Source organism: Mycoplasmopsis gallinacea (assembly GCF_900660495.1).
GTDB lineage: Bacteria > Bacillota_I > Bacilli_A > Mycoplasmatales > Metamycoplasmataceae > Mycoplasmopsis > Mycoplasmopsis gallinacea.
In genome coordinates this window covers 111,559-130,798 of the sequence record NZ_LR214950.1, presented here as the reverse complement: position 1 = coordinate 130,798, position 19,240 = coordinate 111,559, and the positions used below count along the sequence as shown (strand labels likewise).

General features: G+C 28.6%; 3 protein-coding genes. All 3 read left to right on the top strand.

What is annotated here, in order from left to right:
- Positions 1–345: 345 nt before the first annotated feature.
- Positions 346–9,507 (top strand): hypothetical protein, encoded by a 9,162-nt coding sequence (locus EXC51_RS00415; protein WP_129620016.1) that lies wholly within the window; start codon positions 346–348, stop codon positions 9,505–9,507.
- Positions 9,500–18,085, top strand: coding sequence for a hypothetical protein (locus EXC51_RS00410; protein WP_129620015.1), 8,586 nt, complete (start codon positions 9,500–9,502; stop codon positions 18,083–18,085). Before EXC51_RS00415 ends, EXC51_RS00410 begins: the two co-directional genes overlap by 8 nt.
- Before the next feature lie 419 nt (positions 18,086–18,504).
- The gene (locus EXC51_RS00405) at positions 18,505–19,116 is read left to right on the top strand and encodes a DUF6088 family protein (protein ID WP_129620014.1); all 612 of its coding nucleotides are present in this window, start codon (positions 18,505–18,507) and stop codon (positions 19,114–19,116) included.
- Positions 19,117–19,240: the final 124 nt, after the last annotated feature.

Sequence of the window (19,240 nt, the reverse complement as noted above, 5' to 3'; positions counted from 1 at the left end):
ACGTAATTTCATACAAAAATTAAAAAAAGTGCCAAAAAAAACACAAAAAACAACTTTTTAAAAATTAACGAAATTTTTAAATTAAAAAAATGAATATTTTATTTTTTGCAATAAAAAAATCCCTTAAATTATTTTTATACCATATTTTAGGGACAAAAAAACAAATTTTAGACTTGTTTTTTTTTTTTTTGTTATTAAATCTTTAAAATAGAAATATATTACTAATTTACTATATTAGTATTACTAAATATAAGTAAAAAATATACGTAAACAAAATTTATATATTTAAAAATAAACAACTATATAAATTTACATTACTTTGAAAAATAAGTAAGAGAGGTAAATATGAACAAAAAGAAAACCTTATCTAATACAGCTATTGCAGTTGGTGCAGCTGGTGCTATTGCAGCTGCAGGTTTAGCTGGAGTTGTTTTTGCTTTAAAAGAAGAGCCAAAAAATAACCGCGAAGTTTATGCTAATAAAGAATTTGGTCAAATTAAACAATTTGAAAACAAAATTGTTGATTACCTTAATTCACATATTGATCCAAAAACTAAGCAATCTACTTTAAGCAAAGAAACACAAGATGAGTTATACGGAATTTTACTTGAAATTCAACACAATAAGCAAAATCCAGATTACAACTCACTTAGTGCTCAACAACTTGCTAATAAACTTGATCGTGATTTTGATTATGCACTTTTAAATGATGCTATTAGAAAGGATTCTCAAGAAGGGGTAGAGAAAACTTTAGAAGACATCACTAATCAAATCAAAGATCCAGAACTTAAAGCTCAATTTTTAGATAACAACAGAGATGTTATTAACTCACTTAAAAATGGTGATATTAATGAAACTGAAAAACTTGAACTTGCGAAGAAGTTAAAAGAGCAAACTCAAGGAATTTTTGATCGTCAAAATGAAATTATTGTACCAGCACAAAACATCTTATGAAAAATTAAAGATGAACTTGCTGCAAATCCAGAAAATTACAAACCAGAAGATAAAGCTAAAGTTCAAGGACTTATTAACGCTCTTGAAGCAGCTTTAGATCTTAACAGCATTTCGGCTGAGAATGTTTCGCAACTTACAGATGATCTTGAAGATGCACTTTCAAATCTTTCAGAAATTAAAAAAGAAACAGAGCTTGAGTATCAAAGATATTTAAACAAAAGTGCAATTGCAAGACAAAACGTTCTTGATTCAAATTTAAGCAATGCTGAAAAAGAAAAATTACTTGCTAAAGTGGATAAATACGATGAAGCTGCAGCTTCAAAAGATGTAACTTACGCAAATAACAAACTTGACGATTTAAAAGAACTTGAAAAATTAGTAGATTCAATTCAAGAAGAATTAAATGATCAAAACAAAGACAAAGCAACATTAAAAGATGAAGTTAAAGCCATTATTGATGCTGCTCCAACTCTTGATCATGCTAATTTAAATAACACTCTTATTAGCAGCCTTGCTAAAATTACTGACGCTTTAAATGATCCGAATATTTCTAAAGATAAACTTATTGAGCTTAAAAAAGATGCTAAGGCTAAAATTGATTTTGCACAAAGCCAACAAAAATCAATTGATAAAACTAATTCATTAATTGATCAAGCAAAAGCAAATAACTTAATTTCTACACCACAAGAAACTGAATTAAAAGATGAAATGACTTCAATTAATGGTGAAGATCTTTTAGCATTATCTGAAGATGAAAATGAAAAAATTGATGATGTAATTGAGAAATTAACTCGTGCCCAAAAAATCAATAGCGATTTAGAAAAATTACAAGCTTTAGTAAATACCAAACTTCCAAGTGAATTTTCAGATAAAGAGCTTCTTAATGAAATTTTAGCTGAAGTTGAAGCTTTAAAAGCGCAATCTTTAGAGCAATGAGACGTTCTTGATGGGGAAGAAGATCGCACTTGAGAAGCTGAAGATAAAGTTGCAGAGCTTTTTGACAAACTTAGAGATGCAAATAAAAATGAACTTAAAAACTTAATTGCTGCAGGGCAAGAGGCACAAAACAACCCTGATGTATTACCAGCAATTAAAGAAGCATTAAAAGCTCTTGAAATAGTTTCTACACCTCTTACAAATGATTATTCAAGCGCTACAAGCAATCAAATTGAACCAAGAATTGAAGAGTACAAAAAATTACTTGATGATGCACGTTTAAGCAAAAAAGTAGCTCAAATTAATAAAGAAACTAATGAATTTAAAGATGCAATTCCATCAATGGCAGATGGAAATGATAGAAACACTCAAGCAAATCTTTACAAAGATAAAATTGATGTTTTATTAAACAAAATCAATGCTGTTCATTCAAATCCAAACTTAACTAATGAAGAAAAAGAAGCACAAATTGACGAGCTTTATGACCAAATTAAAGCTCTTGAAGCTCCAAAAGCTGATTTACAAAAGTTAATGGATGAGCAAGATAAACTTTTAGATATTATTGCTAGCCTTGATGCTAACCCAGAAATTAAAAGACAACTTCTTTCAGAGATTAATGATGCAGACCGTCTTTTAAAAGCTCAAAATGATGTATTTAAAAATCCATATCAAAATGATATTGAGCGTGAAGTTGAAAAAGTTAAAGAACTTGAAGACTTAATTAAAGATAAAAGAAATAAACTTATTTCTGATCAATACTATCAAAAAGCATTAAAAGCAATTAACGATGGTTTTGCTCCTTACCGTAATGGTGTAATTCCAAGTGAGCTTGAGAAAAAATTCAAAGCAGAACTTGAAAAACAAAAAGCCATTTTAGATAATCCAAACACTAACCAAGCAGCTTATGATGCTGCTGTGGATGCTATTAAAAAACTTCAAGATAACATTAAAGCTGCTGCTGATTTAGAAAAAGAACGTCTTGCTTTACAAGATGAAATTAGAAAAACTGAAGATATGGGTCTTGGGGCTAATAAGCCAGCTGACCAAATTGAACAGGCACAAGCTAAACTTGATGAAATTAATGATTTTATTAATAATCTTACAGATCCAGCTGTTGGTACAGGTAAATATGGTGAATTAAAAGCTGCTGCTATTAAAGAAAAACAAGATTTACAAATTGCTCAAGAAAAAGCTAAATTTAAAAATGCTCTTGATGATTTAAAAGCTTATATTACACCTTCAGTAGAGACTGATCCTGAAGCGTATAAAGAATTAGAAAAAGTAATTACAGATAACATTACCAATCAGCAAAATTTAGCTGAAGGAATTGTAAATCCATCTACAAACATTAAAACTATTCAAGATACAACTAAGAAAGTTCAAAACAACATTCCACTTGCTGCTAAATTAAAAGAAGCACAAGCAAAATACAAGGAACTTATTGATACTTATCCAGAAGTAGCTGACCAACTTAAAGCAGTTATTGAGGCAAACACAATTAACTTAGATGATCCATCTTCAGAAATTGATGCAAAAATCCAAAGAATTGCTGAAGAATTAAACAAAATTGAAGCTAAAAAACGTGTTGCTGACGCGCTTAAAGAAATTGAAAAAGTTTATTCTAATGAAGAGGCTGACAAAGCAATTTTTGTTACCTCAAAACCTCGTCTTGAAGAGAAAATTGCGGCTTTCAAAGAAAGATTTGCTAATCCAGATTTAACAGCTGCTCAACTTGTTGCACTTCAAAGAGACATCCAAAGAGCTAATGATTTAGGAACCACTGAAAAACAAAACTTAGAAAAAGCTTTAGATGATAAATATAAAGAAGCAAAAGCTTTATATGATCAACTTACATTAGAAGCTACTTCAAAACGTGGAATTAATGCAGATAACTTAGATAAACTTAATGCTGCTTGAGCTAAAATTGCTGCTCAAAAAGAAGGTGATAACTTTATTAATGCAGCTACTCCTAGCCAAATTGAAGAGCTTATGAAAGAAATGAAGCTTGAATACCTTAAAGATGTCTTTGAAGATAAAAAAGCTAAAATTGAAGCTATTAAAGATACTTTTGCACAGACAACTTCAACCCAAGAAGGTGATCAAAGCCCAACTGAAAAACTTGCTCAAAATATCCAGGGAGCAATGGATAATTGACTTGAAAAAGTAAATTCAGAAGAGCCTAAATTAACAGAAGCGCAGTTAAATGAATATATTAGTAAAATGGATTCACTTAAAACTTATGCTGATGAGTCAAAAAGCTTACTTGATGCATATGGTGAAACTCAAAACAAAGATGAAATTATCAATGCAATTAATGATAACTTAATTGATCCTGATAATGATGATAAAGCTCAAATTCAAGCTAAAGCTGAAAACCTTAATACAGCTAGATATAATGCAGTTGAAGAAGAAAAATTACGTAAACAAGTTAATGACAAGCTTGAAGCATTAAAAGCTGAAATTCCTAATGATTCATATGGAACAAGTCAATTAGCAGATCTTACACAACTTCTTAATGAAAAACAAACTGAACTTGCAAGTGTTAAAGGTAAAGATGCTATTAAAGAAATTGAAGATGTTTACAAAAAAATTAATCAAAACATTGATGAAATTAAAGTTCTTGCAGGTAATGTTGATCAGCTTGCCCAAAATATTAACGATTCTCTTAGTGAACCTAGAGATTCAAAAATTGAAGCTCTTCAAAATAGATTTAATGAAGATTTACAAAAAAGAGCTAATTCTAAGTATTTAAAACCCGATTCATTAGGAATTAGTGAATTAAATGAAGAAGTTAAAAATTACCAAGCACTTTTAAATGCTGTTAAAGAATTTGATCAAGAGTATAAAGGCGTTAAAGATAAATTAGAAGCGCTTACTTATTCTGATGGATTTGGAAATGTTGATAATTTAACATTCAAAATTAATGAAGAAGCTATCGAAGAAAGTTTTAGTAGCTTAACTAAAGACTCGGTTAAAGCTAAAATGCTTGCTTCGCTTGAAGTATTTAAAAACTTTGCAGATTCAATTGATTATGCAAATAAAGAAGTTAATATTCTTGACGTCAAAAAAGAACTTGCAATTATTTTAGTTTCACTTGATAACTTCAAAAACTTAGTTACAACTCAAGAAAAATCTATTAATAATGATTATAAAAATATTAAAGATAATGACACAGCTAAAAAAGCTAAATTTAGTGCTTTAAATGTTGCTCCTGACTCATTAAAAGATTTTGGATATGATTTTGACACTAAAAACATTGGTGAATCAATTTTAAATTCAGAAGTTGCTGCTAAAGAAACTTCAGATAATTTAGATTCTAGTGATGCTGAAGCTATTAAAGAGCAACATATTCAAGCTCAAGAGCAAAATGAAACAATTAAATCTAAAATTGCAGCTGATAAAGCAAAACTTGAAGAAATTACTGATACACTTGATGAATTAGTGATACAAATTACAAGATATAGCAATCAAATTAGCTTACGTGTTAAAGAACTTGAAATTGCTAAAGAAAGAGTTACTGAGTTTCAAGCTCAAAGAAGCTATGATTCATCTCTTGATGAATCTAGCGTAACTAGCGCGCAAGCTAATGTATCTGAAATTGAGGCTTTAATTGTTGATCTTAAAGAAAAATTAGATGCTGCACAAACACAGCTTGAAGAAACTAAAAATGAAGCTAAAAAAGCTTTCTACCAAATTCAATATGATTTATTTAAATACAAAGAAAACCTTGATCTTCAAAACAAATTAGCTGAAGCATTATTTGTTGTTGCTTCACAAGAAACAAGCAATGATGCTAGATTTAACTTAAAAAATACTGCTTTAACTTGAAAAAATCAAGTATTAAATACTAAAGTTAGTGATTTAGAAGCTCAAATTGAAGAAAAAAATGCACTATTTACAAATAGAGCATTAAAAATTCAAAACATTTTAGCTAATATCACTACCCTTAATACAAAATTGTCTAAAGATGAACCTAAATATGCAGTTGCTAATAGCAAAATCAGTCAAGCATACCTTAATATTATTAACTACATTTCTGAAAGCTATACTACAACTGATTTAGATAATTATTCAGATTATATTTCAGCTGTAAATAAAGTAGTTGATCCATACAAAGTAATTGCTGATAAAGTAAACGATTTAGAAGCTAAAGTAGCTGAAATTGAAACTGATAATTATGCTAAAGAAAATGCACATATGAAATCATTAATTGGCCAAATTAAAGAAGAAATTAGCTTTATTAAAGGTGATTTAAATGTTAATTCTAAAGCCATTGTTTCAATGTACCAAAACAATGTGGATCAAAACATTATTAATGAGTGAAATAGATTATTACAATTCCAAATTGATAAACTTGATTTTTATAAAACATATGTAACAAGCCAAAAAACACTTGATTCATATAAAGTGGAAAATAGAGATTCAGCTCTTGCTAATAGTGAAAATGTATATCTTGAAGCAAATGAATCTGCGCCACTTCAAAAAATCTTAAATGACATTTTCAAAGAAATTTACTATACAAATTCGTATTATTCTTCTGAAGAATTTAACAAAAACTTCAAAGAGAGATACTTAACAGGTGATAGTGATACTTCATTAAAAGTTGCGCTTAATAACTCAATTAACCTTAAGAAAGTTGTTACTAAAGCTCAAGCAATTTATGATGCTAGAAAAGTAAATGAACAAGGCGCAAATGATGATACAGCTTTAATGAATGATCTTTATGAGCAATTAAATCAAGAAATTAGCAAAGCCAAAGAACAACTTACCAAATCAAATCACGACGAAATTTCAAAATCACTTGAAATTGACAAAATCGATGATGGTTCAACAGGACTTATTGCTAAATTAAAAGACCAAAAACGTAGAGAATTAAAAGCACAACTTGATGTTGCTAAAGATATTAAATCATATGTAGATAGCAATTATGGATTTAATCATGGTCCAAAAATGGATGATTTTGATGCTAAAGCTATCGATGAGCTTCAAACTCTTTATAACCAAGGGCAAATTGAAGAAATTGAATTCATTAGAAAAAGCAATGAGTTAATTAAGCAATCAAAAGACAAAATTAAAGCTCAACTTTTAGCATTATTTGAATATGAAAGAAATAGCTTAAGATCACTTCTTGTAAGATCAAAACAATACTCACAAATTTTCAAAGGTGTAGATTCTGCAATTCAGTCTAAATCAATTGATAAAGCTGAACTAGCTAAATTATATGGATTATCATCAAGCGATATCGATTCATTGATTGCAAGCATTCAAGCTATTGAAAGTTTTGATCCTTCTTCATGAAATATTGATAGTGATTATACAGATTCAACTGCTAATTATTCAGAAGAGCAATATCAAAATTACAGTAATACAATCACTGAACTTAAAGAGAAAAGAAAAGATCTTAACTCTAAATATACACTTGTAAAACAAAGTACAACCTTAAAACTTAAGAGCTTTAAAACAGAATTTGATGAAGCTAAAAAAGAGCTTACAACTCCAACTCCAGGTGATGATGGAACAACTCCTTCTAACTTAAGAACTATCATTGATGATATGCATTTTGACACTTCAAGTAGCCAATACTTAAATTCATTCTTAAATACAACAAGCTTCGATAGCGCAACAAATGCATCTCGAGGAGTAAACCCACTAGATGAACCAGTTAATGATGCTGATAAAGATGCTCTTGTTGCTTCAAAAGATAAATTCTTAGATTATTCAAAAGCGATCTTAGATCAAAATACAAAGTGAAATAAATTAATTTTTGGTGATAGTAACTCTGACAATAAAGCACTTAAAAATATTTATATTGATTACATCAACAGAAGATCTCAAATTGATGAGTACTTAAATCTTTGACTTGATGCTAGTGCATTAAATCAAAAAGATGCTATCTTTGCTGAGTTTAAAAAACAATTTAATGTTCAAAGCGCTCAAGCTGAAAAAATCAAAAATGACACAAATACTTCATTAGTTAAAAAAGAACTTGATGCTGCTGATTTAAATTCACCATCAATGGTTCTTCTTAAAGTAAAAAGAGCTTTAAGTTCTGCTAAAGGATTTAGAGATTGATTAAACAGTCCAGTTAATAAACAAGATCTTTTTGAATACCTTTACAATAAACCAAGTCAAGATTCATACCACTACAATTACAATGATTTAGAACTTGTTTCTGGTAAATATGTTGATGATTGAACAGATGCTGTAAATAAAATTCAGGACGCTTCATATACAACAGTTAGAGTTGGTGGGGTTGATAAAAAAGCTCTTTTAGTTGACGGACAATCATTCTTAAGTTTATTTACCAAATTCTCAATTGTAAAACAAAATAGCAAAATATTTAATAGCAACAACGTTAAAGTGTACTTATACATTGATGAAGATGGTCAACCTTTATTAACAGACATTGTTCAAGCTAACCCAAGTTACAAAAATGTAAGATATAACATTTTAGTTAAATTCACAATGCCTTCAAATAATAATTCAACAACTTCAGTATTTAATGACACAGGGGAAGTTATAGTTTACTGAACAGGAGCTGAATCAAGATTTAAAACTTATTCAGAAATTAAAATTAATAACAATTGATTCACAAATACAAGAGGTTTCTACAAAGGTGATTGATCTGGAGAAATGGGTAAAGACTGAAAATCTACTGCAGTCGAAAACCTTCCAGGTGGAATATTATTTGACTATGCAAAAGGTGGAGTTACACCACAAACAGCACCTAGTGTTATTGTTTCAGGATACAATGACTTACAATCACTTTACAATGAACAAACTTATTTACCAATGTATTCAGAATCTAAACTTACTGAATTAAAAGCAAAAACAATTCAAATAAATGATCCTTTTGTTGATTTAGATCCTAACTTATCTGCTGCTAAAACAAGAGTATTAAAATATCCTTCAAATGAACAAGGTGCAAAATGAACTGAAGAAGTTAAAAAATGAAAACGTACTTTAGATATCCAAAAAGAAAGAATTAATATCAACATTTCAGTTAAAAATAATGGAAACTTTAGATACAAAGGCAAAAACTATGCTAAAAGTTCAGACCTTACATTCTGAAGATTATTACCATCAGATAACTATGGTGCAATTTCATATGTGCCTCACTTAATTGCTATTCCAGTTTATGATGTTGATAGTAAGAAAATGGGAATTATTCTTTGATTATTTCAAATTGTGCCTTCATCAAATGCTAAATACTTTATTGCTGGTATTCCTTGAGGGAATAGAATGGTTGCTTACGTATCTAATTCATATACATATTCAGATACTGATGCGCAACAAAATTACACAAAATCATTACAAATGGCTAAAGATGTTCTTTCAAAATACGTTAACAAGGATATTGCTTATAAAATTGAAAACACAACCGGTGGTCCTAGTGGTCCTAGATCAAAGACAGATGCGTTTTGAAATGTAGATGAAAGTGGAACATATATCACAAGTAAAAATTCGAATGGTGCTTCAAATGATGTAAATGATTCATTTGGAATGACTTTTGGATCAACAAACTTCGTTAATACATTTAATACAGATTACATGGCTAAAATTTATAAATCAGATCTTGAATTACAAAATGATGAAGAAAGGGAAACAAATGAGTAATAAAACTAAAAAAATAATTGGTGGTGTAGCCGCTGCAGCTGCTGTAGCTGCAGCCGCTTCTACCATGCACTTAGTGTTTATCAAAGAAACTATGGGTCTTGACCCAAATTCAGCTTTAGTTACATTAAGTTATAGCTACTCTGCAATGGAGCAAGCAAGTAAATCAAACTACTTTAAAGACAAAATTAGTTCCGAATCATTTGAAAACATTAAAAACTATAATGTTGTTTTAAATAACAAAAGCTTAACTGATCGAGAAAAAATTAAAACAATGTCTGATTCATTAAATAAGTTAGCTCAGGAATTATCAAATGCATTTTCACCAAATATGCCTAAAGCAGATTATTTAATTCTTAAGGATATTTTAGAAAAGCAAAGAAACCTTTTACGTGAAACAACTTTAAAAAGTAACTTTAGTTTAGGTCCTACAATTGAACTTGAAAAAGCTTTTGCAAGATACGAAAGCGATCCTTCATACAATATTTCTGAAGCGCTTGCACAATATCAAAGAAAACTTCAAGAAGAGCTTGCAAAACAAAATGGATACTTACAAGTTGCTGATGAATTAGTAGCTAAAGCGAGAGAGTTTGAAAAAACTTTCCCTTACCCTAACTTAAAAAATGATCTTCTTGAATCAGTTGATAGCTTAGAAAAATACTCAAATGAATACGAATTTACTTTAAATGACCTTGAAACTAAAGAAATTGTTGTTCAAAATAAATTAAATAAACTTGAAGAACTTAAACAAAGATTAGATAAAAAAATAAACACTGGTGATTCGCTTGTTGATAAAGCTAACCAATTATTAAATTCAGATATTAACCCAAAACTTAAACAAGAAATTCAAGATGCCATAAATCAATACAATAATGTTAAAAATAACTTAAATTCAGAAGCTGATTTAGATGAAGCAATTCAAAACTTACAAACCACTTTATTAAAAGAAAGTGATTACCGTAAGAGTCCTGAAGAACTTAAAAAAGCAATTAAAGATTTTGTTGCCACTGAGCAACTTGATATTTTTGATGATTTATTCAGAAAAGATCTGCCAGATTTAGATAACCTTCCTAGTGATGTTGAATCACTTGCAAATCTTAAAAAGCAAATTAATGATAAATATAATTCACTTAAAGCTTTAGAAGATGAATTTAAAGACTTAGAAGCACAAATTGATGATGCTTATGATAAAAAATTCCTTTCTGACATTGATAAATTAAAACTTGATAATTTAGAAGATAAATTCAGAAAAGCCGCTTCAAAAGAAGAAGCTCAAAAAATCCTTGATGAAATGAAAAAAGTCTTTGATAAAGCTGTTTCAGATTCAAAAATTATGATGGACGAGCTTGATAATTTAAGAAATGACATCAAGTGATTAAAAGATCAAGAAAATCTTAAACCAAATATTTCATCTGATTTAGATGAGCTTGAAAACAAAATTGATGCAACTAAAAATCTTGGGACCATCCCTGTTGCTGAGCTTAAACAAATTTACAAAGCTTGATCAAATGAACTTAAAAATGATTATTTAGACCAAGCTCAAAACTTAAATAGCCAAATTCAAGCATTAAAAGATCTTTATAACAACGATCCAAGCGATTACGCAGCAGATATGCTTGCACAAATTGCTGATTTTGATGATTTAACCAAAAAACTTTCAAGTGCAACCGATCCTATTACAATTAGCAACTTAAAAGATGCAATTGAGAAAATGAACGATTTTCTTACTATCAAACCAGTTGTTGATCAATACATTGATGTGCAAAAGTTAATTGATGAGAAAAAAGATCATTTAGATGATATTTTCAATGTTCATAATGATCCAAATTATGTACCTACAGAGGTGGAAAAAGTTTTCGCTACTAATTTAGATAATTTCAAAAAACAAGCTGAGACTCTTAAAAATTCTTTAAATGCAGAAAATGCTGATCAAGCAAAAGCTGCCCTTGAAGAAATTGCTATAAAAGTTCAAGAAAACACCGAAAAAGCTCTTATTGCTAAAGATTCTATTGATGCAATGGATAGAAGTGACAATCTTCTTGCCAAAGCTAACACTTTAGTTGATAAACCACAAAAAGAAATGCAAGATGTAGCATCTAAAAAAGCTGCTCTTGACGCAATTTTAAAAGATCCAAACACAACCAAAGAACAGTTAAAACAAGCTCATGAAGCTCTTTCAGCTGCAAATGATAAATTAGCAAATGCAATTAGTGAAAAAGAACAAAACAAAATGTTCAATGATCTTAAAAAGAAAATCAATGAAACATTCCCAAATACAAAAACTTCTAATCCTTTAACACCAATTGAAAAAGCTCTTTTAGATAAATTAGATAGCATTAAAGAAGCTTATGAAAGAGATAAAACAAACCCTGAAAACATTGATAAAACTAAAGAAGATTTAGCTAAACTTGAGCAACTTCTTCCTTCACTAAAAGATCTTCAAGATACACAGCTTAAAGCTCTTAAACCAGCTATTATTGACACAGAAGAATCACCGAATAAAGGTGCTTATTCAGCTGAAGAACTTCCAAAAGCTAATGAAATTGAAAATAAAATTAGCGATCTTATTGACGGAATTAAATCAGATAACATCCCTAACTCAAGTGAAGTTGCAGAACTTAACAATGATGCTTTAAATGAAGTTAATGCCTTAAAAGTTGCTAAAGCTAAAGATAATATTGTTGCTTTAAATAATTTAATTCAAAATAACAAAGTTAATAACCCTACAACCGAAGAAGAAAACAAAATTAATGAAGGTATTAAAGCCGTTGATGATTTTGTTCAAGATGCTCTTGCTAACAAAAACCAAGCTAGCGATATTGAGCTTGCCGAAGAAAAAGTGGCAGCATTTAACCCTCTTGTAGATGAACTTAAAAAAGCTGCAGATTTAATGAATCAATTAATTGCTGATCAGGGAAATACTGATAAAAACCAAAAATTAATTGATCAAATTAAAGAAGCAATTAAAAATAACGGAATTAACCTTGCTGATTCACCAAGCGAAATTAAGGCTAAAACAGATGCTCTTAAAGATTTCCTTGTTAAAGAAGAAGCTAAAAAAGAACTTAATAATTCAGTTAAAGAAGATGTTCAAGCTGTTCTTGATCAAATTAAAGATAAAGCAATTCAAGTGCAACTTGTAAATGACCTTGAACAACTTAAACACGAAGCTGAGCTTTTATTAGAATCTCGCATTGCTACAGCTGAAGAAATTAAAGCTAAAAATGATGAAATTCTTGCTAAATTAAGCGATATCCAAAACGAAATTAGAAAAAACGAAGAATCATATCAACAAAAAGTTGACAAAATCGAAGCTCTTAAGAAAAAAATCGATCCTAAATATGCAGATAAACAAAATCTTCCAGAAAGTGAAAAACCATATTATCTTAAAGCAATTGATGAATACAATGCTTTAAAAGATGATCCAATAACCACTTTACAAGATCTTGATGATATGCATGACAAAATTCAGTTTGAATTTGATCGTGATGAAGCAATTAAATCTACTCAAAGATTAAAATCAGATGTAGCGCCAAATGCTGATGATTCAAATAACCCTTATAATGAACTTACAAGTGATTCTAAATCAGGATATGCATCAGTTAAAAAAGCTGTCGATCTTTTCACAGATAATGTTCTTACTGAATTAAATGATCCAAAAAATACTTTCAGTAACTATGATCCAGTTGCGACTAAAGAAAAAGTAGATTCAGCAACTCAGTTATTTGATGTTCAAAGATTAGTTGCTAAAAAAATTCTGCTTTTAAAAGAGGAACTTGCTAAAGAACAAACTAGAGGTAGTGATAGAGATAAACTTGAAAGCGACATTAACCTCCTTAATGATATGCTTTCAAATTCTCTTGTTAACTTTACTGATTCAAAACAAGATATTGAAAACAAAAAATCTGTTTTAGATGAACAATTCGAAGAATATAAAACATTCGAAATTAAAAGAGATGAATCGTTAGGATTTATTCAAAGATTGAGAGAAAAAACAGAAGATGCTATTGGTGCTTATGATCCAAATGGACTTACAAACTTAAATGGTGTTTATGATACTTTCCTTGATCAAGTAAATAAAGCTTCTACTTTAGATACTTTTGAATCAGTTAACGAAAAAGTTAAACTTTTTGAAAATAAATTACCTGCAATTACAGAATTTGCTAAGGCTGTCAAAGTGGCAAATGATGATTTCCTTTCAAAAAATAGTGATTCAGCATTCTCGAAATCGTTAAATACTGAACTTACTCGTTTAATTAATGAAGGTGAAGCACTTGTTGTTGAGCAAAGTGATAATTCAGAAGCAATTAATGCTAAAACAGTTGAAATTAATAAATACTTAGAAAGATTAGCTGTTATAAAAGAAATTCATGAAATAATCGAAAAAACACGTAAAGCTAATGAAGATATTAATTATTACGTATACAACGGTCAAGATAGTGAAATCAAGAAAACTGAAGTTGATAATTGATTAGACAAAATTCAACAAGATGCTTTCAATGAAAAATCAAAAGATGAACTTGATAAGATAAAAATTAGAGCAGAAAAAGCTCAAGAAGTTGTTACAAAATACAAAGAGATTTCAGAACAAATTCAAACATACAAAAACTTAACAAATACTTTTGAAGGTAATGAAGTAGACGCTAAACTTCTTATTCAAGCATTATGACAAAATACAGCTAAAAAGCCTTACTCACAAGATAAAGACAACGTTGAAATTACAAATGTAATTAACAATTTAGATGATAAAAATGCTCAAATTCAAAACTTAAATGATGAAAGAAAAGCGCTTAATAATTTAATTGAAGAGTACAAAAATGATTCTACAAATGGTCTTGAAAATATAGATCTTAAAAACAATCATTTAGATCTTTACAATGCTCTTAAAAAGAGAGTGGATGATTTATACAAAAATAAAGTATTAAAATCAACATCTTTATCTGATTTAACATCTGCAACTATAACAGTAGATGATTATAAAAAAATAATTGAACAAACACTTCAAAACAAATTTATTGATCTTTCAACTATTGTTAAAAAAGCTGAAGAAAAAATTTCATCAAATGTTTCAACTGATACTGAAGTTAACAAAGAAATTGAATCTTTAAGTGCTGAAATTAAAAAAGCAAAAGCAGGATTTTTAACATTTACAACTAATGATCAAATTTCTAAGCTTATCGATTCAATTAAAATCAAGATGCTTAAAATTGAAATTTTAGTTGATTACCAAAAAATCAAAGAAACAATTCAAACATCAAGTCTTTCACAAACAGATAAAGCACCTATTAACGCGCTTTTAAATCAATTCCTTACTGAATTTAAAGCACAAACAGGTGATGATTCTGAAAAATTAAAAGCTATTAAGGATAAATACCTTAGCAGAGCTCTTAATGATTCATACATCAGCGTAACTGGCGAAAGTGATTCAATTGATGCAAGCAAAAACAACATCGTTCTTCAAGCTTTTGAAGATTCAAAAGAATTAAGAAGAAGAATTGATCTTGCAAATTACTATTACAATGAAAGACAACAAGGTGATAATTCAAATATCATCGATACGCCAAGATCTAAAGAGCTTTATGCTGAATTAAAAGTAATTATTGATTCAGCAGAACAAGTAATTGCGGCTAATCCAAATGATGAAAACGCAAAAGCTCATAAAGCTTATGAACTTGAAGAAAAAATTGATGAAATTCGCACAGAAAAATTAAATCAAGTTAAAGCTCTTTTAGTACAAACTGAAAAATTAAGCAGCGAAATTACTACTCAAAGTTGAAGTGCTACCTCAAGTTATCAAACTAAAGCAATCAATGATTTAAAAACTATTACTGAAAATAATGGAACAGCAAATACTAAATTACCTGAAAATATAACAATTAAAGATGTTAACTTGAAAATTTATTACGCAAATAAAGAATTTGAAAACCAAAAAGAAAAAAATTGAAACGAACAGCAAGCAACTTTAGCTGAAGAAATTAAAAAACTTGATAAATTAATCGATGCTTTTTCAAGTTCAAACATCAGAAGCAGTATTGATATTAAAGATGAAGAATACAACGCCTTAATTTCTGTAAAAAATAAACTTGTAAGCAGAAGCGCACTTACATATTCAGAATTATCAAAATTAACTACAGAAGCATTTAAAGAACAATATCCAAGTAATTCAGTTGATGCTTCAGAATCATTATTTACCCAAGAAGTTAAAGTAATTTTAGGTGAATCAAAAACACAAATTAAAGCTGCAATTAATAAATTTAACCAAATTTACTCAGATAATATGAAGAAATACATTGGTAAAGAAGATTCTTCTAAAGGAATTATTAGAGACTTTAGAGATACAATTTCACCATTTATTGCTTCAGAAGATGAGCAACAAGCAAGTTTATTTAAACAACTCGGAATGACCGAAATTATCAATATTTTCAATAACAAATTTAATGTGGCTTACAATGCGTTTTTAGGTATAGAAGGTGCTTCAACTGAGGAAACTAATTACAATACATTAGTTTCAACTACAGATCCATTAGTAATGATGAATAAAGCTGGTTCTTTATATGACTTAAAAGGTTTAATGAAAGAACTTGTTGAGCAAATTCAAAAGGACTTTAAAGGTCTTTATTCATCTAGAGCTAACTTAAATGAAATTATTACCGATCTTAGTTCATCAAACAAAATTGATACAGCTTACTGAGCTATTAACACGTTATACAGTGATGCATATAACTCATACAAACAAAATGTTGATGATATTAAGCCAGATTTTGTTAACTTAAGCTCTAAACTTGAAGCAAATCCAGATGAAACTTTAGATCAGTTAAAATCAAGACAAAATGAATATGCTAAAACTGAAGCTAAAAAAATTGTTGATACAATTAATCAAAGTAAAAAATTCTTTACATGATTAGAAGATAACCTTACTGATGCAGAATTAAATAAATTAAAAGAAGAAACAGACACTACTAAATTTAACAGAGATAAATCAGATGTTTTTGTTAATAAACCACGTAAATTGCTTCTTTTAAATGACGTAGTTAATAAATTTACTGAAATTACACCTGAAGATTCAATTAGATATAATGACTTTACAACTAGAATTGATTCATTAGGTAACGATTCTTCTGTAACAGAAATTGACATTACAAATTCAAGAGAATTAATGAATTTATTTAGTCAGTTTAAATTCACATCTAAAGATTTACAAAACCAATTTAACTCGGATAATTTAAGAGTAATTATTAAAAGAAGAAGCGATGCTTCATGATACAAATTAGAAGATCAAAGCACAGATTATTCAAGTACTAAAGTTCTTTTTGATGTTGTGTATAGATTTACACCAAGAAATGTTCAAAACTTCGATAACTTTACAATTACAGAATTTAAAAGTGATAAATTACTTATTAAATTTAAAACAACATCAACATTCGAAATTCAATCAGGAAGAAGCGTTTTTGTTTCAAATCAAAATGGAACAGATAAATTTGGTTCAGAAAACAAACAAACAGTTATTAAAATTAAAGATACCGGTTGATATAATGCTCAAACAAGTGATGAAGAATTATTGAATAAATTCTGAAGCGGTTTAAAAGAGCAAGTGTTTTATCCAGGATCTACCCAAGGTGTTTTATCAATTTCTAATTTAGATTATGAAAAAGCAGCTAAAGCTTCAAGCCCAGATCAATTAACAGGTGATGATAATAAAGTTGCAAAGCTTATTAAAGAGGGAAAATTAGGGCTAAAAATTTCTGCACCAGTATCAAATGCATTTTCAGGAAGCTGAACTAATATTATTAGTTCTAATAATGGATGATATAAAGTTTATTTAAATGATTCTACACATGAAATGATTGTTTTTGGTATTTACCCAAGTAAGCCTATATCATTGGAAACAAATACAACTTTAACTTCGAAATATGGTGATGTTTTTAATAATAATGACATCACTCGTTCAATGCCACAAGTAGAGGTGTTTAAATGATCATTTAAATTTGAAATAGATAATTCTACAAAAGAAGTTAAATCATATATTAATGGTCTTGAATCTAGAAATTACACAAAGGTTAGAAATTTCCAAGATTCTTCATATAATTCAATTGGTAATAGCCCAGAAATATGAACAGCAGATAATTTTGCTAAATTTGTATATGATAATGATTTAATTTTTGATAAAAATGTTTCAAACGATTCAAATGGTATATATACTGTTCAAAAATTTGATTTTAAATTACCAAGCAATTTTAGTATGAATTCTATTAATAGTTTCTATATAACACATAATGGTCAAAATGCTATTAAATACATAGTTAATGGTCAAGATCCAATTTTTACAAGTTCATTTAGAAATAGTGATGACAAATCATATTTCTTCTTCGGTTTAGATCGTTTAGGTGGAAAATTAATAGTTAACGGAGTGGCTAGAAGTGTTCAAGATTTAAAATCAATCAGTTGAGTTTACAATGAACAAATACAAGTTACAAGACCTGACAATCGAATAGTAGCATTAGGTACAGATACTATTTATAACATCTTATCTATCCCATACCAAAGTACTATTCGAGAATTCAAATTCAAAATTAAAGATTAATAATTACAATTATTAAAATATATAAGTGCCAAGTTATCTTGGTACTTTTTATTACTCTCCTGAGTGCTTCAAGTAGCCTAATTAAGTTTTATTAAGGGCTCCATTAGGGATTTTAAAAACCCAAAAGACCAATATAAAGGGGCGAAAAACTCAAAATATAGTCTAACCACACTTTGAGTAATGTTTCAATTACTATTTAAATTATTTAGCTTCAGCTGATGCGAGGTCATTTTTTAAATCAGTTGAATTTTGCTCTTAGTGCATTATTGTAATAAAACAAGAATTTATAATTCTTGCACTGGAGATTACACTCAAGCAGTCACATGCATTGAATTTGCGTGTGACTTTTCTAATTTATAGCTTAATTTATATTTTTTGAACCCAAAAGTGTATAATTTTGGGTGCATAGAAAGGTTAAAATGAATGAAATAAAAACTAAAGAAATAGAAAAAATTTTAGAAGAAAATAGAGGAACTATTTATTCATTAAATGATTTTTATCACTTGGGTAATAAAAACACTATAAAATCAATATTTTATAGGTTAGAAAAACAAAATAAAATTTTTAGAGTTATGGACGGTTTATACACTAAGCCACATTTTAGTCAACTTTTACAAGAAAACATATATCCTCATGTTGAAGAAGTTGCGGATAAAATAGCGGAAAAATTTTCTTGAAAAACTGCACCAACAGAAGAAGCGGCATTAAATTATACTGGTCTATCTACGCAAGTTCCGGGTGTTTTAATTTATGTATCTAGTGGTCCGTATAGAGAATATAATTATAATGGGATAAAAATTATATTTAAACACGCAAAAAGTATTGAATTGATTTTTTCTGAAGATGTTTTATTAATAATTCAAGCAATAAAAGCACTTGGCGAAAACAGGATAACTAAAAAAGATATTAACAAACTAGCCTTCTTTGTAAAAAAGATAAAACTAAATTTGAATGAACCACATTTGAATAAATTACCTTATTGAATATTCAATACTATAAATCAGATAAAAGAGAAGATATGCGAAAATTAATAGAAATATTTGATTTCAGTAAAAATGAAATACCTTTTCTTTTTGCTAATAGATAATTATTTATTTCAAAAAACACTTTAACAAAATTTATAAAATCAAAAATACCATTCCACTTAACTTGGAA